The 24,360-nt window shown below is 53.9% G+C and carries 10 protein-coding genes (1 of these 10 running past the window's edge); 3 read left to right on the forward strand and 7 right to left on the reverse strand.

Translation table 11 applies throughout. The annotated features are described in order from the left end of the window. Both DACE_RS13365 and DACE_RS13370 read left to right on the forward strand, forming a co-directional pair. A protein-coding gene (locus DACE_RS13365) for a DUF4347 domain-containing protein (protein ID WP_006002064.1) crosses the window boundary here: on the forward strand, positions 1-18,353 show its final stretch. 18,814 nt of this gene lie to the left of the window's left edge; only the last 18,353 of its 37,167 coding nucleotides appear in the window; the start codon falls outside the window, past its left edge; the stop codon is at positions 18,351-18,353. A 74-nt stretch (positions 18,354-18,427) separates the two neighbouring features. Continuing rightward, entirely contained in the window at positions 18,428-18,751 is a 324-nt protein-coding gene (locus DACE_RS13370) for a DUF3467 domain-containing protein (RefSeq protein ID WP_006002065.1), read from the forward strand. A gap of 75 nt (positions 18,752-18,826) precedes the next feature. Here the strand turns inward: DACE_RS13370 and DACE_RS13375 are convergent, their stop codons facing one another. Further along, positions 18,827-19,060, reverse strand: coding sequence for a hypothetical protein (locus DACE_RS13375; protein ID WP_006002066.1), 234 nt, complete (start codon positions 19,058-19,060; stop codon positions 18,827-18,829). A 207-nt stretch (positions 19,061-19,267) separates the two neighbouring features. Continuing rightward, a complete protein-coding gene (locus DACE_RS13380) occupies positions 19,268-19,498 on the reverse strand; it encodes a hypothetical protein (RefSeq protein WP_006002067.1) in 231 nt (76 codons plus the stop codon). 468 nt (positions 19,499-19,966) lie between these two features. Here DACE_RS13380 and DACE_RS13385 point away from each other — a divergent pair, with 468 nt between their 5' ends. Beyond that, complete coding sequence (locus DACE_RS13385) at positions 19,967-20,707, forward strand: DUF3793 family protein (RefSeq protein ID WP_006002068.1); 741 nt, start codon at positions 19,967-19,969, stop codon at positions 20,705-20,707. Positions 20,708-20,796: 89 nt separating this feature from the next. Here the strand turns inward: DACE_RS13385 and DACE_RS13390 are convergent, their stop codons facing one another. The 5 genes from DACE_RS13390 to DACE_RS13410 form a co-directional block, all read right to left on the reverse strand. Beyond that, on the reverse strand, positions 20,797-21,306 hold the full coding sequence (locus tag DACE_RS13390; protein ID WP_006002069.1) for a class II SORL domain-containing protein: 510 nt from the start codon (positions 21,304-21,306) through the stop codon (positions 20,797-20,799). Positions 21,307-21,470: 164 nt separating this feature from the next. Beyond that, a complete protein-coding gene (locus DACE_RS13395) occupies positions 21,471-22,655 on the reverse strand; it encodes a tetratricopeptide repeat protein (RefSeq protein ID WP_006002070.1) in 1,185 nt (394 codons plus the stop codon). Then, positions 22,652-23,293 (reverse strand): energy transducer TonB, encoded by a 642-nt coding sequence (locus tag DACE_RS13400; protein WP_006002072.1) that lies wholly within the window; start codon positions 23,291-23,293, stop codon positions 22,652-22,654. Before DACE_RS13400 ends, DACE_RS13395 begins: the two co-directional genes overlap by 4 nt. A gap of 4 nt (positions 23,294-23,297) precedes the next feature. Then, positions 23,298-23,717, reverse strand: coding sequence for an ExbD/TolR family protein (locus tag DACE_RS13405; protein WP_006002073.1), 420 nt, complete (start codon positions 23,715-23,717; stop codon positions 23,298-23,300). Next, complete coding sequence (locus DACE_RS13410) at positions 23,714-24,355, reverse strand: MotA/TolQ/ExbB proton channel family protein (RefSeq protein WP_006002074.1); 642 nt, start codon at positions 24,353-24,355, stop codon at positions 23,714-23,716. Before DACE_RS13410 ends, DACE_RS13405 begins: the two co-directional genes overlap by 4 nt. Between the last annotated feature and the right edge of the window lie 5 nt (positions 24,356-24,360).

Here is a 24,360-nt window from a genome sequence, read left to right on the forward strand (position 1 = left end):
CGATTACCGCGACCATTCTCGGCAACAGTATCACCAACAACGTGACCTCGGTCATTGACGATTCCACGGTGGATGCCGCAGATGATATCAGCCTTTATGCCGGTGATGTGGCACCGAGTCTGGTTCCGGACTGGCTGGTACCTGCCGGCAATATGGACGATATCAACGCCGCTCTGACCGACAGTCCGATTGATCTGGATACCAACATTCTGTCATTGAATATTGGTGTATCCGGGTCCGGGATCACGGCGCTTAACGGTATCTTTACCGGCAATCTGATCGACAATACCGTGGCCACCCATCTGCTCGACTCTGTGGTCAGAGCGGGGCGTGCCGCCGATGGTACGATCACCAATGCGACTGCGGATATTGATCTGGTCACCGAATCAAAAGCCGGGATTATCTCGGCGACAGTGGGTGTTGCGGCGACGGGTGGCTTTGCCCTCGATGCTTCCGGTTTCGGCAATGTGATCACCAATACGGTGACTGCGACTGCTGAAAATGCCGAAGTCCTTGCCGGCGGCTCGGTGGCTCTGGATGCCTCTGACAACTCGACGATCCGTTCACTGGGCCTTGGGGTTGCCGCTTCAGGAACCGGTGCCGTGTCCATTCTGGTCGGGGCCAATGTGATCACCAATTTGATCGGGGCACAGGTGGCCGGATCGTCGATCACCGCAGGCAGCGACAGTTATGATGTGCTCGACGCCAATGGCGACGTGCTTGAGACTCTGAACGGCGTGGGTGTTTATCTCAATGCCGATTCCAATGCCGATATTCTCAGTTTCGCCGGTGGTGTGGCGGCAACCGGTATTACCGGGGTCCAAACCACCACGGTCGCCAATACCATCACCAACACCGTTATCGCCACCATCGCTGATGAGTTGACGGTGCGTGAGGATGGCGAGATTGTCAAACAGAGCACCTTGGCATCAAACGTTGACGCGTCAGGTTCCGTGTTGATGACGGCGGACGACAGTTCAACCATTGATGCCCTTGGCTTCGGTGTGGCCGCTTCCGGTGGCGGTGGTGCGGTTGGTATTGTGCTGGCCGCCAATGTGGTCAGTAACACCATTGGTACCGCTGTGAAGGGATCAACGGTCGACAGTGATTCCACCGTGGAGATGAGTGCAGAATCTTCCGCCATTATCCGTACGCTGTCCCTGGGCGTGTCCGCCTCCAGCGATGTCGCCTTTACCGCGTCGGTTCTCGGCAACAGCATCACCAATACGGTGGCCTCGGTGATTGCCGATTCTACTGTGAATGCCGGTGATGATGTCCGTCTCTATGCCGGAGATGTGGCGCCGAGCCTGATTCCGGACTGGCTGGTGCCGGATAAATACGATGCCGATATCAGCGATGCTCTGACCGACAGTCCGATTGATCTGGATACCAATATCCTGTCGCTTAATGTCAGTGTCTCCGGTTCCGGTATGGCCGCGTTTGACAACATCTTTACCGGTAACGTCATTGACAATCGTATTGTCGCCGACGTGGCCGATTCGACGGTGCGTGCCGGACGCGAGTCTGATGGCACTATCACCAATGGCGATGCCGATCTCAGTCTGACCAGCGAATCACGTGCCGGGATCATCTCGGCGACGGTGGGTGTCGGGGCTTCCGGAACGGTTGCAGCCAGCTTGGCCGGTTACGGCAATGTGATTACCAACGAGGTCGAATCTCTGGTTGAAGATGGTTCCACAGTGATGACCGGTGGCGATGTGACCGTGACATCTTCCGACAGTTCCTCCATTCGCTCCCTGGGGCTGAGTATTGCCGCCTCGGGTGGTGCCAGCCTGTCCGGCATGGTCGGCTACAATGAAATCAGTAACATCATTCGTTCTCAAGTCGCCGGATCAACCGTTGAGGCCGATTCTCTGATCGAAACCGCTGAGTCTGACAGTAACATCCTCGGTTTTGTTGCCGGTGTGTCGGCTTCCGGCGCGGTTTCCGCCCAGTTGTCGTTGAGCGTGAATGACATCGAAAATCTGGTTGACGCCTCCATTGTCAATGACGGGGCACAACGCTCCGATATTGATGTGGCACAGGGTGTTTCCCTTACGGCCAGTGACGATTCCACCGTCGATGCCATTGCCGTGGGTGTCTCTGCTTCAGGCACAGTGGCCGGTGGTGCGGCGATTGCACAAAGCACCATTGCCAACACCGTGTCCACGGCAATTACCCAGTCGGATGTTGATGCCGTGGCGGGTGGCGTTGCTCTGTCGTCGATCTCGCAAAGTGTGGTGCGCACCCTGGCCGCTGGTTTGACCGGTTCAGGTGGTGTGTCCGGTCAGGCTTCGGTGACCCTTAACGAATTGGACAACGAAACCACCGCCACCATCAGCAACGCCCATGTTGCCGCCGGTGGTGATATTACGGTCTCTGCTCAGGAACTGGCACCGACGTTGAGTGATTATCTGGAAAACAGTCTGTTGCCGGATGATGTGGTGACCAGTCTTGAAGATTCCCTCAGTGATACCTCCTTTGACTTGACTGCCAATATTCTGTCGTTTGCCGGCAGTGTCGGCGGGGCGGGGCTGGCTGCCGGCAGTGCCGCAGCAGCGGACAGTGATATCAGCAACATGATTACAGCGTCCATTGACAACTCGGATGTCACCTCAACCCTTGGTGACATCACCGTTACCTCGGATTCCGCGGCAGAGATCGCCTCCCTGGCGCTGGGGATTGGCGTGGCAGGTGGAGCGGCACTCAATGCCTCGGTGACCACCAATGATATCGACAATGACATCACGGCCGAAGTGACCGGCTTGTCGACGTTGAGCGCTGGTGATGATGTGACCCTGACCGCTGAAGACAACAGTAGTGTCGACAGTGTGGCCATCAGCTTGTCCGGGGCACTCGGTGCTGCGCTCGGTGCCGCCATTGTCAACACCAACATCACCAATGACACCACTGCCAGAATGGCGGGAACCTCCAGTGTGGAAAAGGCGACCGTCACTTCTGCGGATCAAGTGAACATTACCGCTACTTCTGATCAGAAAATTTTCGCCCAAAGCCTCGGGGCCTCGGTCGGCAGTATTGCCGCAGGAACCTCGGAAGCTTATGCCACCATCGGTGGCTCCACCTCGGCATCCATGGATGCCAACAGTGAAATTACCAACACCAACGCTGTCACCATTCGTGCTGAGGCCAATGGCGTTGCTGAAACCGATGTCAAAGCGCTTTCCGCCGGGATCGGCTCCGGGGCCTACAACGTAGCCCGATCGGAGATCTCCACCCAGGTCGATGCCTCGACCGATGATGCGGTGGTCAATGTGTCCGGTACGGTGACAGTGGATGCCCAGTCCAACGAGCAGGCCGTGGCCGATGTCCTTGGTATCAATGCCGGTCTGGCTTCGGTTGGTGTTTCTCAGGCCGAGACTCTGTTGTCCAGCGATGTGACCGCTCAACTTGATGGGACCATTACGGCGGCCAATGTCACGGTTACGGCGGGACGGGATCATTACACGGACAGCGAAGGCACCACGGCCGACTACGCTGCCGAAGCCACGGCTATCGGTTCAACAGGTGGCGCGCTGATCGGCGTGGATTCCACTTCCAGCTCAACGGAAAACGACGGTACGGTGACCAGCGCCATTGGCAGCGGTTCAACCCTGACCCTCACGGGTGACCTGACCATGAATGGCGCTACGGATATCGCCCAATATGCGGAAGCCAATAGCGGTTCTGTTGGTTTGATTGGTGTCGGTGCGGCCTCGGCGACCAGTGAATCCGATACCACCGTCGAGACGCAGATTGGCAGTTCGGTTGTGATCAGCGCCAATGATGTCATCCTGACCATAGATGCGACGGACGACAACCTGGCTGCGGCCACCGCCGGTAGTGGCGGGGTGATCTCCGGTTCGGCGGCCAATGCGGAAACCGTTAATACCAGTGACACAAGTGTTTCTTTGGGCAGCAATGCCGACCTGACCGTTAACAGCCTGTCCGTTCAGGCGCAGCACACGGCAGAGTTCGACAGTGTCACGGACAGCCTGCAGGCGGCAGCGATTGGGGCCAGTGGTGCTTATGCCGAGAATACAGTGACCGCAGATGTTGATGTCGATGTGGCGGATGGCGTGTCTGTTCAGGCCCAATCGATCAGTCTCGATGCCACCAATATCATCAACAAAAATGTCGATGGCGAAAACGGCTACAACGTCGATGCCGGTGCCGGTGGCGCGCTGAATGCGGCAGCAGCGTCCAGTACAACGGCGATTTCCAACACCACCTTGGTCACCGTTGGCGATGGCGTCGAACTGGTCAGCGAAGATGAGAGCCAAACCCTGTCTCTGGCGACCTACAATGATCTCGATGTCACCGATCTGGTCAAACTCGACAGCGGCGGCGCGATCTCTATTGCACTGGCCGAGTCGGAAATTACCAATGATGTCAATGTTGGTGAAGTGCGTATCGGTGCTGCCAGTCTGACGGCGGCGGGTGATATTGAAGTGCTCTCCATGACCGATGCCACCATTGAAGCGCATGCCAATGCTAAAACCTATGGTCTTTCCGGCTATGCCCAGGGGGATGCGACGGCTGATGTGACGTCCTCCAATGATGTGGTGATTGAAAACGGTGCTGTATTGACCGCTGAAGGCGATGTCGCCCTGATGGCCGGTCAGGACCGCAACGGTAACGTTAATGACCTCAACATCAAAGCGCGTACCGAACTGTGGAATAAGACGGCGGTACCCATCGACACCGATCCGCAAGCCGATGGTATCCTGGAGCAGAACAGCACCCTGACCATTGAAGACGGCGCCTGGGTCGGTAGCGGTGGAGACACCTATCTGACTGCGGAAATGGGTAACATCGATGTGGTTGGTAAGGGAACCGGCAAAGACCTCTATCGTGAACTGCTTTCTGAATTGGATGATCTGATCGGTGATGACGACAGTTCCATGGAGATCGAAGGGGGCAATGGCGGCGAAGAGTCCGGCTCTGCATCTGTTGCTGTCGGCGGAACCGTCGAAGCGGGCATTCATAATAAACAGGTGCTTCTGGTCAGTGATGCTTCTGGCAATTGGCCGCCGAGCGATTACGATCCGGACAACGATCCGGAGCTGAGCGTTGTCACCCTGGCCAGTGGCGTCAAGATCGCCTTCTCCGACGGCGTTGACTACACCATTGAAGGGGGCAGTGATCTGCTGGCCGCCATCGATGATCGGATTGACAAGATTACGGCCATTCGAGATTCCTACGAAGGCACCGATCAGTACGCCGAGTTTGATTATCAGATCACTTTACTTGAGACATTGCGTGACGATCTTGATGACGGCACCATCGTCGATTTCATCAATGTCGATGATATTCAGGCCTCTTCCGGTGATATTGTGATTCGCGGCACCACCTTTACCGGCAATGGTAGCGGTGAATTGATCGCCAACAGTGACACTTCGATTGATATCATCAACAACAGTGATTTTTATCTGCGCACTGAAGACCTGATCATTCCGGAATACGGCGGCGGTTATATCCGCATCAACTACCGTGAGCTCGACACTGCTGAAATCGCCAGCTTGGCGAACTTCGTCAGTATTGAAAGTGCGACGGCCGAAGATCCTTCCATTACCGTGCAGAATATCGGCACACCGAGCATTGAGGTCAGTGGTGATATCAGTAACCTCAATGGCAGTATCGATGTTTCTACCGAGGGCAGTATCTACCTGTGGAGCAGTGTCGAGGATCTTGAGGAAAGTATCACCATCAGTGGTGATGTGGTCAATTTCTATGCCGGACAGGATTTTGTCCAATCGAGCATTCCGGTGATTCAGGATATCAGCGGCGATCCCGATACCGATTGGGGTAGTGTGGAAAATGCTGCCGGAAGTAATGTCGATGACGGCGATAACATTACCGTGGTTCAGAATGCTGACGGAGATTATGTCGTCTCCAGTTCATCGGGGGTTACCAATGGTTCAACCATTGTATCCAACGTTGAATCGACGGTGGACTCTGTCGAGAGTGGTGCCAACAGCGGCTCGTTAATTGCCGGCAACAAGGTCTTCATCAGTGCCAAGTATCTCAATATCAACGGCTACGTTCAAAGTGGCTATAAGGATAAGAGCATTACCCTGGCCGCCTCCGGCACTGCTGAAGGGGATGCCCTGCAAAGTGCCATTGACGGCTATGAGCAGGATTACCATCAGAAGATTGAAAACGGTGAAAGCCCCAGTCCGTATTATCGGCTTGATCTTGGCGATAATGCGGTCAATGTCGGCAATGTGGTGTACTACAATGCCGAAACCAATCAGATTGAGATCAGAGATATTTCAATTCAGGGCGGTTTCATCCAGCTCTATGGTGAAATTGTCAGCACCGGCAATGGGACGTTGCAGGCGCTGGACGGCTATGGCCAGATCGCCATTACCAACAACAGCAACTACGAGATCGTCATCAATAACCTCAATGTTGGTGAAGAGATCGAAGGCGTGGTCAAGATTATTGACACCGCCTCCGACAGCACCACCGTCTATCATCACGTCGGAGACAATATTGTTGTTACCGATGGTGACGGGAATATTCTTGAGACGGTTGCCGACAGCACGACGACACAGTACCAGCCGACCGATGAGTTCCGTTACACCTGGGTCACCGGTCAGCAGAAGACCGCTGTTGAAGTGTACAAGAAGTGGGACAACTCTCTGGATCTGTGGTTGATCGAGATTGATACAACGTATTCCGACTATGAATCGTGGAATCACAGCAGTTACTACACCGACCCGACCGCTCTACGCGAAGGCTATTACTACACCACCGGTTCTGATCCGGCGTCAGGGGATTTTGTTTTCTCCTATTCGTACGTCACTGAAGAGATGGATGCGTCCAGTTATGTGCCGGATTCCGAACTGGATAACCTGGAAGATACTTTGGGGATCAGCTTGCAGGATGAAAATCCCTATCAGGAAGATAAAACCTTCTGGCGCTGGGAAGATCACGGTGGCTATGTGTGGTTGCCGTTTGTCGGAAAAACATGGATACCGTTCTGGTTGTATGTGCCGGTACACCAGTCTTATGCTGAAATTGCCACCTGGCAGCCGGTCAAGGATGTGCGTACCTATACGGTCGCGGCTGATAATCCGATTACCATTCAGTTCAGTGGTTACGATCAAGCGTCATTGGAGATCATTTCCAGTGAAACGGTGATTCTCGAAGGAAGTCTCTTCAACGATAGCGGGACCACCGTGATTAACACCGAGGGGGCGATTGAACGCGCTTCTGATGATACCCGTAATGTCATCAATGCTACTGACTTGCGCCTTTACGCCGGTACCGGTATCGGAAGTGAGCGTGCCTTATTGACCAAATTGGAAGGCGGTACCATTACCGCCTACACCGACAGCGGTGATATCCATATTGAAGAACTGCTTGGTGATATGACGGTGAAGACGGTTGAAATTCCGTTTTTTGATCCGTTTGCCGATGCCAGTGAAGTATTGGAATTTTCACCGGATGATGCGGTGGACAGCAGCAATTACACCATTGAATTCAGCGAAGCCCACGGTTTGACTACCGGCGATGTGGTGGTTTATTCCAGCAGCGGAGGAACGGCCATCAATGGCCTGACCTCCGGTTCCAGTTACAAAGTGCTGGTGGTGAACACTACCACTGTGATGCTGGCATCAACGGCAACAGATACAGCCACTTTGGCGTCTAAAGCCGAAGCGTTGCACACTGATGGTATCAGTGCCGTTGAAGGTGTGGTGCTGCAGATTGATGCGTCAACGGCCACCGGACTCACCCATTCGTTAACCAGTGACGACGGCATTGAGGAAAGTGCCACGGCAAACTCTGTCACCTCCGGTGTGATCACTTTTGCCGCCGACCATGGCTTTATTGACGGCCAGGCGGTTGTTTACAGCAGCCATGGTGGCGCTGTGATCCCAGGACTGATTGAGGGGGAAACCTACTATGTTTCAGTGGTTGACCAACGCAGTATTCGCGTCAGTGGTAGCCGTGACAGCATTATTTCCTACCTGCCGGACCTGATCGATCTGAACGGGGATGCTGCCAGTGGCTTTGAGCATACCTTTGAGTTGACCTCAGGCGGTACGGTTGTGGCGATCAATCCGTTTACCCTGGCTTCACGCACCGAGTTGTCGCCTTCAAATGTCAATTTCACAACCAACGTCATCAGTTTCGCTGATGCTCATGATCTGACCTCCGGCGATTACGTGACCTATCAACAGGGCAGCAGCGCTGTTACCGGATTGGTGGATGGCAACGGCTACTATGTCATCGTTGTTAATGATAACGACATCCGCTTGGCGTCGACTCAGGCCAATGCCGAGGCCGCAACTGCACTGACCATCAGCGGTACCGCTGAAGATTTCACCTTGCTGGCCGAACAACAGACGGAGAGCGAATCGTTCATTTTTGATCCGACAACGGCCATTGGTGGCTATGTGTCGACCATTACGTTCTCGTCGGCACACACCTATACGCAAAATCAGGAAGTGATTTATTCCGACAGCGGCGATGGCGACAGTGTCACCAATCTGGTGATTGGAACCACCTATTATGTGGATGTGGTGGATTCCCAGACCATTCGGTTACTGGATGCGGTGGATGGCACTGTCATTGACATTGGTGTGCCGACAAATCTGGCTACGACCTACTCACTGACCTCGACCGAAGATCTCGATGTAACTCTTGATGCAGCCGAAGCCAATGAGGTTGAATTTGCTCCGAGTGACACCACGGTCGCCAATGCAGGAAATGGCTGGATCAATTTGGGGTCGGGCCACGGTTTTGTTGCAGGAGATTGGGTGACCTATGAATTGTCAGCCGATGAAGGAACCGCTGTCTCCGGTTTGACCTCGGGATTTAATTATTATGTCTATAGTGTCACGACGACATCCGTACAGCTTTCCACCAGCGAATCGAGCGACGATCTTATTTCGATCAGTATTGGTGGCAACAGCGATACCGGCGGTCATAGCCTGAGTCGTGTCACGGTAAATGACAACAGTTTCAATCCGAATAACGGTCTGGTGGATATTGATGGGGATGACAATGTTGAAACCATTACCATCGCGGACCAAAGCAACGGTACGACTCTGGATGTTGATGGCAGCGCTCTAACCGATGGTCAGGAAGTGGTCTACACCAGCGGTGATAATGACGCCATTGGCGGATTAGGAGACGCCACCGATTATGTGGTCACAGTGGTGGCTGACAACACCATCCGTTTGAGTTATGAATCCGGTGATGCGGCTCTGACCTATGATTTTTCAGGCACCGAAGAGGCGTCCAGCCATCAGTTGACCATTGGCAATGATACCGTTGATCTGGTGACGGCCAATCAGGGTATGTATCTGGTCTTCAGTGGTGCGCATGGATTAAACGATAATGATCTGATCATTTACGATGGTGGCACCGGTGACATTGGTGGTCTGGTTGTCGGCGAAGAATATCTGGTTTCCGTTCTCGATGACCTGACCGTTGCCCTGGCTCTCAATGATGGCTCCCCAGAGGCTGTGGAATTTGATTATTCAACGGCAACCGGGGCGCACAGCTTCCATCTGTCCGAAGATGCTACAACAACTTTCAGCGTTAATACCGCAACTCAGGACAGTTATCTGTTCCTGGCCGATGATGCGAGCCGCACTCTGGTGATGGGTGAGTCCGTCAGCTATGACAACGCCGGCTGGACAACAATTGCTGCGTTTGACGGTGTGACCGATTACGCGGTTATTGCTGTTTCCGAACAGGTGATCAGCTTGAAACACGGTATGGCAGGACAGGCCGTTGAGGTTGACTTCTCCGCCGCCAGCGGCACCGGTCATCGCCTTGATGCTCTGGGTGTCGATACAATCATTCAGGATCAGTATCTGGTTCTGGATGCCGCTCATGGCCTGACCGTTGGCAACACCTATACAGTGACTTATTCGTCTGGTGGTGATAGCGATGTGGGCGGTTTAGTCGATGACGGCGGCACCACAACCTATACCTTGACAGTCATTGATTCTCAGACCATCACTCTCTCTGATGGTGACGGGGTGATCACGCTTGATTTCACGAGTGCGGATATGGCCGGACATCATCTGAGTTATGTTGATACAGATACCCCTGCAAACAGCTTTACCGTGGACTTCGACCCCACCAGCCAGGATGAATACATCTTCTTCGCGGCTGCGCATGGTTTGAGCACCAATGACAGTGTGACCTATAGCCCGGGCGAAGGTGTCAGCATCGGCGGTCTGACCTCCGGTAACAGCTACTTTGCCATCGATAACGGTGACGGTACCTTCTCACTGAGCGCAACAGCAGGTGGCGCGGCGATTACGCTTGATTTCACGACCACCAATGTGGCTGAGCATTACCTGAGCAGCGCTGAAGTGATTACCGCCAGCCATCAATTCACCGATGGGCAACAGGTTGTGTTCCATACGCTCAACAGCCTCGGTGATGCCGATGATGGCTCTGCGACCCTGTTTGGCCTGACGGCTGGTGCCACCTATACCGTCGATGTGCTTTCCAATAACAGCTTCCGTTTGCTTGATAGCGGAAACAATGTCGTGTCGCTGAACATCGATCCGAGTGAACTGGTCGACAGCGATCAGTACAAGCTCTCTTCATTGAACGACCTGATTGTCGAGGATGCGTCCGAACTGGTGGTTGGCGAAGCAGTTCTTTATCGCAGTGGCAGTGATATCGGTGTTGGTGATCTCGTGGATGACGGCAGCACCGTCTATTACATCCAGTCGATTACCGGTAATGTCGTGACCCTGGAGACGGCAGGTGGGGTTACCGTCACTGTCGACTACTTCACCGATGTTGCCGCTGCCGGTGCCGGTAGTGCCGCGGTGGATACGGATTTCCATCTCGAATCAATCAACAAACTGGATCTGGGCGTTGAGCACGGTTTTGAAACCGGTGAACAAGTTCTCTATAGCAGTGGTAGTACCAACATCGGTCTCACCGATAGTGCGACCTACACCGTGGAAAAGGTGGACAGCACCACCATTAAACTGATTGATAGTCTTGGCGACTATGTTCAGTTTGATCTGAGTCAGTTTGCCGGCAGTGATCATACTTTCTCATATGTCAGTGATAGCAGCCTTGATGTGACAGGACAGATCAACGACAGCCAGGTGATCATTGATCTTGGTGTGGACCATGATCTGAGCTCCGGGGATCTGGTGACCTACCATCAGGGCAGTGATACGGTCGCGATTGGCGGGTTGACCGACGGCCAGAGCTACTATGTGGATGTGGTGAACGAGACGTCAATCCGCCTGGCGTTGAGCCTCTCGGATTTGACGGATGGTGTTTATATTGAACTGGATACCAGCGCGGTAACGACCCATGATCACCGCTTTGGTGTGGTGGAGAGCTCCAGCCTCAATACCGCTGCCGATGTTATTGATGACAACACCATCGATGTCGGCTATGCCCATGGTCTGACCACGGGCGACAGTGTGATTTACCATAGTGGTGGCGGCGATGCCATCGGTGGCTTGGTTGATGAAGAGACTTACTACGTGATTGTGGTCTCCGAAACCTCCTTCCAACTGGTGGCTGATCTGAGCGATATCCTGGTCAGTGACCCGGCGACAGAATCGCTTGGTGATACTGCTACTGGGACGCATACCTTTACCGAGACCGAAAGTGACAGCAGTGCGCTGGGCGATGTCACACTGACCGCTAAAGGCTCCATCGTGGCCTATGACAGCAGCTCGGTGATTCAAGGTGGTACCATCACCCTTGAATCCGGTGGCACGATCGGTACGGCAGGGCAGGACCTGTTGATCAATACCTCGACCTCCTCTTCTAGTGGTCTCGAAGGTCTCGCCAATGGCGATATCTTTATCGAAGAGATCAGTGGTGATCTGAACCTGGTTCAGCTCGAATCACAGACCGGTGATGTCACACTGACGGTGGCCGACGGCGATCTGCGTGATTCCAACCGCAACGAAGATTCCGATGATCTGGCCGAGGAAGAACTGCTCAGTCTGTGGGCGGACATGAATCTGACCGGGGCTGCGGCAGAGGCTGCGGCGCAGGAAGCTGTGGATGCTTACCTGGCGATGCGCGACCAGGAGTACGCGACCTACTGGTCATATCGCAACCGTCAGGATGACCCCTCCGTTTATGATGCTGGTTTTGCGTACAGCTTTACCGAGCAGGAGCGGGCGGTGTACGAAGACTATTACACGGAACTGGGCCAGGAACAGGGCAAAACCGGTGCCGATCTCGATGCGTTTGTTGCCGATGCCATCACGACATTGGAAAACAAACGTACCGACGAATATCATGAACTGCACAGCCGCTACGGGGTGTTTGGCGACAGTCAGATCGAAGGTTGGACCTACCAGACCTCCGTGGCGTATGAGCCGGACTTCGCTGTGGCGACGGATGTTGATGAAACCATGGATACCATCACCATCGGTCCCCATCTTTTCTCCACCGGACAGGGCGTGGAGTACCGGGTGGACAGTGGTGTGGCTCTTGATGGTTTGGAAGACGGAACCATCTATTACGTGGTCGTGATCGATGAAAACACCATCCAACTGGCGGCCACCGAAGAGGATGCGCTGGCGGCAACGCCGGTGGTAATGGATCTGACGCTGGCCGGTGCTTCCGGGACCCATTCATTCTCGGAAGTCGATGCAATCCGTCAAGGTGCGGTATGGACCGATTCACAACTGAAATACTCCATTGGCGGTGGTTGGCTTAAAGAGACCTCCGATACCACGACCCAGGTTGAAGATCCGAATATTATTGCCGATCAGGTGACAATCAATGCCAATGCGGTCGGTTCGGATATGGAATCGGTGACCATCGACTTGAGCGAGGGGATTACCAGCCTGACGGAAAGCCAACAACTGACCTTGGCTGCGGCGGAGCGTCGTGATTTGGTGATCATTGACGGCGATGACGATACCATCACCTTCGGGGTGGTGCATGAACTGACCACCGGCGATGCCGTGGTCCTTTCGGATCAATGGCAACTGTATAATATCGATGGTCTGAACGATGGCCAGACCTATTACGCGGTTGTTGTTGATGATTTCACCTTCCAACTCGCCACCACCTATGATGCGGCCATCAATGGCAGCGTCATTGACATCATCAGCAATGAAGTACGGGTCTCCTCGGTTGAAGACGTGGATATTGCCGCCACGGGTGCGGTGACAGTGACCGTTGACGATTTTGCTTATCTGGGGGCTGAGCAGGATCTGTACATCAATCAGATTGTTGCCGGTGGTCTGGTCCAGGTGAAGATCGACGGAACCATCATCGATGCCCGCGCCATCACTACCCTTGATGGTCAAGAAACCAGCAACATTATTGCCGGCGACTTGCTGCTTGAGGCGGGACGTGGCTCCGTTGGTACCAGTCTGGTCGATGGCGACATCGATGTGACTCTGACCAGCTCCTTTGTCGGCCGCGCGGAAGATTCTATCTATCTGACGTCGATGGGTGCCGATCTGGCCGTCGATGTCATCTACGCCGAGCAGAATGTCACGCTTACGGCAATCGGTGGATCCATCGTCGATGCCTACGAGACGGAAAACACCAATATCAGTGCCGTGAATCTGACTATGACCAGTGACGGCACTATCGGGACCGCAACCAATAGTTTGGAAACCGATCTGGATGCCGAAGGCCGTGTTCATGCCGAAGCAACCGGAGACATTGCCCTCTACGAAGTTCTCGGCACGATGAACGTTGATCTGGTGCAATCGACTCTGGGCAATGTCTATCTGACGGCGGCGTCCTCAATTCTCGGCCGTCCGGGCGATATCCTTGCCGATGTCATTGGCAACAGCATTGAACTGGACGCCATGGGCGGCAGCATTGGCGCGGGCAATGGCGAAGATCTCAACATTAATACCGGGTCGGTTGTCGGGGCCACGCTGACCTCGTCGAGTTACACCAACAGCTATATCCATGAAACCGATGGTGACCTGTGGCTTTATACCGTTGGCAGCACTCTGGGAACCGCCTTTATCGACAGCTCTGGTGGCATCTACAACGGTAATCTGACCGGCAGCAATGTCACCTCGGGTTGGACCCGCCTTTATGCTGTGGGTAATATCGGTCAAGCAGCCAATATGTTGGAAACAACCGTGGGCTATCTCGAAGGGCGTTCCACCAGTGGCGAAGTTTACATCCATAACACCGGTCATGTGACGGTCGGTGGCGTCAGCGATGGCGCCGAAGGCATCGAAGCCAATGGCGATGTCAACATCGTTGCCAGCAGTCCGGTGACGGTGACCGAGAGCATTTCTGCGGCATCAATCAATATCGTGGCCTCGGACGATGCCGTTGACGGCACGGTGGATACCGATGACGATCTGATCGTTCAAAGCGGCGTCACCCTCGAAGCAACTGCAGGTAATATTGTCCTGTGTGCCGGTGATGATCTAATTATCGAAAGCGGTGCTCTCCTCACGGCCACGGGCGCGATCAATCTGTATGCCGATACGCCTTGCTCCGGTGGCAGTGATGACACGGGGTCGATCGTTGAACTTAGTGGCACGTTGCAGGCCGCTGCCTTGACCCTGACCACCGGCAGTGATGATGACACTCTTGTACTTAATCATCTCGACAGTGGACTTGGCAGCGTGGTGTTTAACCTTGGTGATGGTGATGATCTGGTTCACGTCGGCAGTGGGGCAACGGCAACGACCAACAGTGGTGGGGTGCTGGAGAACATCGCCGTTGATGTCACCTTGATCGGTGGTTCCGGAACCGACAGTCTGATGATTGATGACAGTGGTGATACCACTGACAACAGTGCTGTGTTGACCGCGATCACGTTAGACGGTCTCGGCATGGGGGGCACCCTGAACTACGCCACGTTTGAAACCGTTGATGTGGCTCTGGGCAGTGGCGATGATCTTATGACTATTACCAGTACGGCTGTTGCCGATACCACGGTCCATATGGGTGATGGCACGGATACCACTGAGTTACTGGACAGCAGCGGACTTCTCCATCTGCAAGGCGATGCCGGGGTGGATCAAATCAATGTCCGTGGAACACACGGCATTGTCACCATTGATGGTGGCAGTGAAGACGATACCATTCACATTGGCAATGACAGTGATACGCTGGACGATATTTTTGGCTTTATTACCATTGCCGGCAGTGAGGGTGATGATCGTCTTGATGTGATTGACAGCGGCAGCACCACCGGTCGCACCGGTGTGCTGACCGAAGAGACCCTGACCGGGTTCGGTATGACGCTCGATGCGCCGACGCTTGAGTCTGTTGCCACAACCGTTGAAACACTGGCCGGTTTTGATGTTGATGCGCTGGTTGGCCTTGATCTGACATCCTATCTGTCCATGGGGGCCAGCGTTTACTACGACACGCTGGAAGCCGTGAATGTTGAGTTGGGCAGCGGCGCAGATCATTTCAATATTGTCAGCACGATCACAGGAACGACGACTCTCGACAGTGGTAGTGGCGATGATGTGATCACTGTCGCATCCAATGCCGGCACGCTGGACATTCAAACCCAGGATGGCGCGGATAGCGTCACTGTTGGTAGCAACAGTGGTGACATGACGCTGGATAGCGGTCTTGGTGATGATGTGGTCGAGGTGACGACTAATGTCGGTACTCTGGATCTTCAAACCCAGGATGGCGCGGATAGCGTCACTGTTGGTAGCAACAGTGGTGACATGACGCTGGATAGTGGTCTTGATGATGACGTGGTCGAGGTGACGGCTAATCTCGGCACCATGGATCTTCAAACCCAGGATGGTGCGGATACGGTCACTGTTGGCAGCAACAGTGGTGACATGACGCTGGATAGCGGTCTTGGTGATGATGTGGTCGAGGTGACGGCTAATCTCGGCACCATGGATCTTCAAACCCAGGACGGTGCGGATACGGTCACTGTTGGCAGCAACAGCGGTGACATGACGCTGGATAGCGGTCTTGGTGATGATGTGGTCGAGGTGACGGCTAATCTCGGCACCATGGATCTTCAAACCCAGGATGGTGCGGATACGGTCACTGTTGGCAGCAACAGCGGTGACATGACGCTGGATAGTGGCTCTGGCGACGATCAGGTCGATCTGTTCACGAATACCGGTACCTTGGATGTTCAAACCCAACAAGGCAGCGACACCGTTCATCTTTACAGCACTGATGGCGAAGTTGTGATCGATACCGGGTCAGAGAACGACACGCTGACCGTGGGCAGCCTGACTGCAACGCTGGATGAGATCAATGGTCCGGTAACCGTGATTGGCGGTGACGGGAGTGATATCCTGGTCTTTGACGATTCCGGTGATAACAGCGACAACAGCGGCACGCTCAGCGAGGATACTCTGAGTGGTTTCGATATGGGAAGCCCGCTTTCATACACAACATTTGAGGATGTCACTCTGGCGCTTGGCAGTGGCAATGATGACCTGACCATTGCCAGTACGATTCCTGGTGTAACTACCGTGACGTCTGGCGACGGCGATGACCAGGTTGAAGTGGAAACCAGCCAGGGCGACCTGACGGTTTTCGGTGATGCCGGTGCCGATACGCTGATCGTTCGCACGACCGATGGAAATGTTGTTCTTGACGGTGGCGCTGGTGATGACAGCTTCCTGCTCGGTAGTGAAGACGGCCTGCTTGATGGTCTTCAGGGCCCGATTACCCTGGTGGGTGGCGACGGCCAGGATAGCTTGATCCTCGATGACAGTGGCGACAGCACGGACAACACCGGATTGTTGACCGACACCACCATCAGTGGCCTTGGTCTGAGAGACGGTCTGAGTTATGCAGGGCTTGAAGAACTGGCCATTGAGCTGGGCTCAGGCAATGATACTTTCAATACTCAGAGTACACTGACAGGAACGTCAACCACGGTTTATGCTAACGATGGCAACGATACGTTCAATGTCAGCTCCGATGCGCCGGATAACCTCGGTGATCTTGATGGCATCAACGGCGATCTTCATCTGGACGGTGGTGATGGCGACAATACCCTGAATATCAGTGACCGTGGCAACGATAGCGGACGAACGATTGTTATCGACGAAAACGGCATCAGTGGTCTCGGTGACAGCAGTGATGGCGCCATCACGTTTGAGACCAGCGGCACCTTTGGCGGCGGATTTAACCTGGCCTTAGGCGATGGGGATGATGATGTCACCGTCATCGGTGCCCAGACCGACAGCGTTACCACTCTGCGTGTCGGCGGTGGTGACGATCAGGTGATCTTTGACAACCAGAGCCCGCAAGAAGACGGCACTGTGGTTGTTTTCGGTGAAGCCGGGGATGACACGGTTGACGGAGCTAACTGGCAGAATGATCTGATTCTCATCGGTGATGATGGCGAGGTTGTCTATGACGGCGAACAAATGCCTGACAACCTGCGTCGCGTCACCAGCTTTATCAGCGACGGCGATGGCGATGACACCCTGGTCGGTGGCAGTGGCCATGATGTCGTAATTGGCGGCATGGGCGATGATGCGCTTTATGGTAACAGCGGAAATGACAGCTTGCTCGGCGATTCCGGTCAGGTGACCTATGATAATAATGCCAGCCTGTATCAGGTCGAGGCGACCAACTTCTTTGTCGGTGGTGAAGATCTGCTCAATGGTGGCAGCGGCAATGACATCATGTTTGGCGGCTATGGCCATGATACGTTCTACGGTGATCTCTCCGAAGATATCATGGCGGGTGAATATGCCCGCGTCACGCTGGAAGACGGTCAGGTCAATACTCTGATCCGTCTGGCTCAGGGGCGTCAGGATCTGATTGCCAGTACTCAGTTCGAGTTGTATCCGGTTCATGCTCAACAGGCGGCAACGCCTCAGGCTCCTGAACATGGAACTATCGATATCACGGTGCTTGAAACGGCAGCGCTGCCTGATCGCACGGTGTATCGTGAAGATATTCGCCATCGCGGTTCTGCCGCGGTGACTGCTACGCCGGAACCGGGCAAAGAAACGCAACAGCAGGATGAGCCGGTAGCAGCACCTCAACAGCAACAGCCTGTTAAAGGGCAGGGCGATGTGATTCCTGTTGAAGAGGTCAAGGTGCAACCTGAAAATGAGACCCTACAACAATCACTCGATGCTGCTCCAGCCGTTGAAGAGCAGGAACAAACCAATGTTGTTGGGGATCTCGGTGCTATTGTCGCCGGGTTTACCAGCTGGGGAGTGGCTTCCGGCCAACGCAAAGGTTCCGCGAATCGTGTGGCCAATGAAGATTTGCAACGCCTTTCTCAGCCACAAAATCGTAGCTGGCGTTGGGAAAAAGGGCGCTTGAAGAAAGAACAGAAGCAAGACAGCCAGAATTGGGAGAAACCGCTGGTCCGCATGAGTGGTTTTGCCCACAGCCCGGTCGGGAAAAAGGCTGGTGATAAGAAGCGTTCCCGGTTACCATAGGAAAGAACAGGGAACATATTGAAACCACTGGTGTAATGTTGCACCGATGACTATCTGACAAGGAGGAATCACGCATGACCAAAGAGGATAAGCAAGCTGCCGAGCAGCCCACTGAGGAGTCACAAACCACCATTCGCTGGGATGGTTCAAAAATGCGCAGCACCTATGCCAATGTGTGTAATGTGTCCAGCTCCCGCGAAGAAGTGACGTTGCTGTTTGGTACCAATCAGAACTGGCATGCCGGCCAGAAAGAGCTGACGGTTGAGCTGTCGGATCGGATTACCTTGAATCCTTATGCGGCCAAGCGCATGGCGGTACTGCTCATGAACACCATGACCGAATACGAAAAGCGCTTTGGTGAATTGAAACTGGAACTTCCGGAGAAGAAAGACAAATAATCCGGTTTAGATAGCATGCAAAAAGGCGGCCCTGTAAAGGGTCGCCTTTTTGCATTGTGGCAGGTATGAAGGGGCTTATTGCTGTTGTGCTGCCTGCTCTTTGGGGCTGGCAACCGCTTTGACGATGCCGAACATTACCAGAACAGCAGGGACCAGTTGAGCGACAACGATCAGGGCGCAGAAGCCGAGAAATGCCCAGACCAGAAATCCGCTGTTGTCGACGCGGCCAGCGGTGGTTGCGGCCAATGAAGGTGAAGCCATCATAAGGGTCAACAGAGCAGTCAGAGCGATGTTTTTAAGTGCTTTCATGGTTTTGGTTCCTTTCGTGTTTTGTGCTGTGAATGACATTAAATAAAATGATTTAGCAGAGTGTTGAGAAATCCCATCCGGGGCTTTTCAACGACGCAAGCCGAAAATGCGATTTTCGTCTTGCTTACAAAATCAAGGGCTTGAAATCCTGCTCTTGATTTTGGTCGCCCGTCCATGGGCTTCTCAGTCTGTTTTTTTAACAGCCTGTTAAGCGTTGTGCTTATGGCTGTGATCGTCGGAGTGTCCGAGAACGCCCTTGACCATACCGAAGCCCATGACCAGGGCCGGGATAAGTTGGCCGACCACGATCAGACCGATAAAACCGAGGAACAACCAGGTCAGGATTCCGCTGCTTTCCCCTTGTTGACCGGCAAAGGCCGGAACGGCTGCGAGAGCAAGAATAATCAGGCTGGTGGCGATTTTTTTCAGGGCTTTCATGATGTCCTCCTATCGTTATGCAATGTTCGCTGCTTGTACTTGTAAGTGAGTGGTGTTCGTTGTTCTTGTCTTTCTGATATAGCGAGAGACGTGCCAAAGATGATTATTTCTTTGAAAACGCTTTTAACATACTGAATTCATATTGTTTTTAGTGGTGTCGCTCTCTGGTGGTTAAGAAAGAGTGTAGGCGTTAACGTATATTTTCTTTATGCACAATTCAGATCATCTTTATTTCATGTGAAGTAAAATCATTTCGAAAAGTCATTTGTTTTCATATGGTTATCTTTTTTCTGTTGGGAGTATAGAGCGAATATACGGGAGATTTTTTTTATATATCTTTTCAATATACCCTTGATGATCATAAGGCTTGCATCCGTTATCATGTTCTGTTAAGTTGATAATGTAATTCAATTTCACGGAACGTGTGGCTTGTCCTTTGGGTGGAGGGCCATTTTTTACGGAGGTATAATGAAAGTAAAAGTCAAAATCGATAAAGGTACCCCCTTGTGTTCTTCATCAACACCCTGCTGTAAAGAGAGTATTCAGCAAACAGCCAGACAGTGGTTACCCGCTGTGCGTACCAGTTGGAAGGAAGTTTCAGAACAATTTCCGTCACACCAGGAGTGTCTGGCGGCGTTTCTGGTTCTTGCTGCAGCCGAGGTCCTTGAAGAAGTCAAGCCGGCCAACCTGGTGCGCGTCAGTCATAAACCTTATGCCTGTGGGCGTAATATCGCGGATCTGTGGCAGAAGCATGGTCAACGACTCATGGCGGATTCCCCGTTGCGGGCATTTAACCTGTCCTCGGAGCTGGGGAGCTACCTGTTGCTGATCTATCATCCCGGCCTTTTGCATAAACGGCTCAGTAGCCGAACTTCCCGCACGTTCCTGACCCGTCTTGGTTACCGTCAACCTCACTTGATTGAAGCAGTGCTAGAACAGCTGGCTCAACGTTTTGCTGTCAATAACGAGCTGCCGCACGAAATCGGCTGGTTTTTGGGCTACCCGCTCAAGGATGTGGAAGGCTTTATGGGGCGCAAACCACTCAAAGTCAGCGGTCAGCGGTTGTGGAAGATTTACGGACATCCCCATCGCAGCAATGCTTTGGCTGATCTTTACCACAAGCATCATCACAGGGTTGTCCGTCAATTGCGTCAGCAGCAGCGAAACAGCGTTGATTTGTTGCAGAACCGTGCTTCGCTGGCGGCGTGAGGCAATTGTTTATGGCATTATCGATACGATCAGACTGTGTTTAAATGAAAAACCCCGGCATGTTATTCATGCCGGGGTTTTTCATTTCGTCACACTGTAGTCACTGTTACTGCGGATTCCCAAAGGCCATGTATGTTGCAATAGCTGACGGCAATTAATGTCCCGCTTTTTTTCAGCCGCATGCGTGCACTGACATGCGGATCGGAATGTGCTGGACCCTTGTTGGTGCCCATGGGGGATTCGCCATGGGCGGTAAATTCGAATTTTGCCAGCTCAGTGACCCGGCTTTCACCCGCGGCTTTAAAGTAAACACAGATCCAGTTGATAAAATGTTCTGTGGTGTTGGGATGGGGAATGTCTTTGCCCACTGAAACGGTCAGATCAAAAGGCTGTCCAGCAACGATCCGGGATGGCAGTTCAATGACAGGAACGTGCTTTTCCTTTTTGAAATCGGCACGCCGAATACTGGCGCCAATTGTGTTGCGACCCTCTGAATCTGAAGCGATAGCACTTGCGGTTGATAAGGAACCCAAAGCAAGGCCTGCCCCAACGACGGAGGTTTTGGTCAAAAGTTCTCTGCGAGAAATTTTACTGTCCATACGCGATCCTCCACTTAAAAAGTTATAATTTGTTTACTCTATAGTGAACGGTTCGACAAATCAATAGCCAGATCCGTTCTAATTTATTGACATTCTCTATGGGGGATGATGTTTGTTTCGTATAAATCGTCTGTTGAGCGTTGAACAATTGATAAAACAGTGACTTAAGACTCTTTTATGGCGTTGATCCAGTTCAAAAGGGAGCGTGCTTCCTGTCGATATTGCTTAAATTGAAGGGCTTTGTTCAGACAGGTGCGGGCTGTCCGATAGCGATTGAGTTGCAGGGCGCAATAGCTTTGTAACAGGCAGGCGGCACCATCGTCCGGTTGGCGGCGCAGCAGTTCCTCAAGGTGATGAAAAGCATTGGTATAATCGCCCAATTGGTAGCTTAGTTCTCCCTGAGTGCGGTGCCAATAGATTGCAGAAACAAAAGGTTGCGCCGCTTGCAAGGCTGTTTGGGCCTGTTGAGGCTGGTGCATAAGACGATAGCAAAGGATCAGTTGCTTATGCCACTGGCGCTTGTCCGGAACAGCTTCCAGCAGCTGCCGATAGTGGTGCGCCGCCTGCTCAGGCAGGTCCGCCGACAGCAGCAGGTCGGCCAGGGTGGACTGCTCTTCACGGGATAACGGCGTCAACGTCTTGGTGACACGCAGGCAGGAGATGGCACCTGGGTAATCGCGGTCTTCAAGGTGCAGGTAAGTACGACAGCGCCAATACGCGGGATTTCCCTGAAAGCGCACCTCCCAGGTGATAAGCGGTTGTAGGGCCTGTGTCTTGTCCTGGGATTGCAGGCTGATCTGGACATAAGCCTCCAGCCAGGTGATGGGCGCGTCAGCGTGATCGCGTAGCAATTGAAACAGCTTGTGCGCGGCCTTGTCATGCTGACCGGCATAGCTTAGAGCCACCAGGCCGTCAACATAACACTGGCGGTCGGCACCGCGCTGGTGGGCATTGAGAAACGCCTCAGCCGCCTGAGCGTAGTCGCCGAGATTCCAGCACACGGCGCCGTAATTTTGCCACAGCCAGGCAGGCTCATCGCAGTCCTGTAACGCATGGTGATAAGCATCGCGCGCTTTTTTACGCTGATTTTGTTGGCTATACAGTTCCGCCAATCGGGCATGGAGCCGGTAATCGGTCACACCGGGATGTTTAGTGGTGAACTGTTCCAGCAGACGCACAGCGGCCTCAATGTTTCGGGTGGTGAGTAACTGCTGACTTTTATGTAGCAGATGGTTGACGCGCGAATGCTGTCTGTTGCCGCAATCAGCGGATGCGAGCAGCGGCGTGGATGGCACAACCAGTAGAGCCGAAATCAGCAGTGCAAAACAGGTGGTGGCAAAACGTCTCATGGTTGATCCTCCAGATTAAACACGATGGTTCGCACCAGACGCACACGCACTTTGTCGCCCAGCACTTCGCCGGGTTGATAGCTCCAGGTGCGGGCGGCGTTGAGCACCGCATTGTCAAACACGCCGGGCGGCTGCGATTCGAGAATGCGCAACCGTCGCACCTCGCCATTGGCCAGCACGTCGAACTGCAGCTTGACATAGCCGCTTACACCCCGTTTGCGTGCCTGGAGCGGATAGCGCGGCGCGGTCTGATAACTGAGCTGCGGCAGCACGTCGAGCGCTTCACTACTGAAGACACTTGGCCTGTGCTGCACCTGGGGTTGCGGTGTCACCTGCTTGAGCACCGGTTGAGGAGCCTGCAGGGTCAGAGTCGGATTGGGCTGGTGCAGCGTCGGTGCGGTCAAGGTCGGCTGAGGCACGGCAGGCGCAGGCTCCGGCGGCATGGTCATCTCTTCAGGCTGCGGCTGCTCCATCTGCGGCGACGGCGGCGTAAAGCGCACCGGTTGACTGCGTAGCGGTGACGGCTGCGGAGTCTCGGGCGTCGACGAATGGGGAATCAGGGCGAACAACACCAGATTGATTAAAGCGGCGAGAACAAAACCGATGATAAACACAGAGCGGGGTGTCTTCTGCATCATCGCTCTACTCGTGGCCGTTGTCGGCGGCCAGATGGACCTGCTTGGCCCCGGCCAGACGGCATTGGTCCATTACCTGAACAATGACGCCGGTATGGCTGAACTTATCAGCGACGACAATCACTTCACTGCCGGGATTTTCCACCAGCGCCTGGGCGATATGGCTGCGCACCGTGCGTACGTCGACGCGCTGGCGGTCGAAAAACACCTCGCCGTCTTTGGTTACGGCAACGAGAATGGTGCTGTTCTCGGCCATGGCCGCGCTGCCCGCTTCCGGGCGTTCCACCTCGATACCGGTTTCCTTGACGAAACTGGTGGTGACCATGAAAAAGATCAACAGCAGAAACACCAGGTCGATGAGTGGTGAAATATTGATGTCCGCGGTGCGGTTGTTATTACGTCGTAAACTTTGTCTGACATTAATCATGATTCAACAATCCGTTTCAGGGTCATGATGGATTCCTCCAGGCGTTCGCGCAAACGGCGTGCCCGGAGACTGAGCACGGCGCTGGCGAACATGCCGGGAATGGCGACCAGCAAGCCGCCCTGGGTGGTGATCAGAGCTTCGGAGATACCACCGGCAAGGGCCTTGGAATGGCCGGTGCCGAACAGGGCGATGACATCAAAGGTGGTGATCATGCCGCTGACCGTGCCGAGCAGGCCGAGCAGCGGACACACCATGGCCAGGGTGGTGATGGCGTCGATATGGCGGTCGATGTTCGGCAGCGTCTTCAGGTAATATTCATCCAGCCGCGAGCGGGTCAGCGGATAGCTGCCCTGCTGCTGACCAACAAAAAAGCGACCCAGTTGCGAGCGCAAGCCGCCACGGCTGCCGGATATCTGCCTGCCGTCGCGGCAGCCATGCACCAGCTCAATCATGGAGATATCGCGGAACTCCAGGCGGTGAAAGGCCACCACCCGTTCAAACACCAGCATCCACATCACCGCCGAAATCACCAGTAACGGCACCATCACCAGGCCGCCGTGGATGATATAGGCGAACGGGGCGCTGTCGCTGCTCAGGTGGTGTAAGGTATGCAATCCGCGGGCAAATAACGCATCCATAAGCC

Origin of the sequence: Desulfuromonas acetoxidans DSM 684 (genome assembly GCF_000167355.1) — a bacterium.
In the GTDB taxonomy this organism is placed as follows: domain Bacteria; phylum Desulfobacterota; class Desulfuromonadia; order Desulfuromonadales; family Desulfuromonadaceae; genus Desulfuromonas; species Desulfuromonas acetoxidans.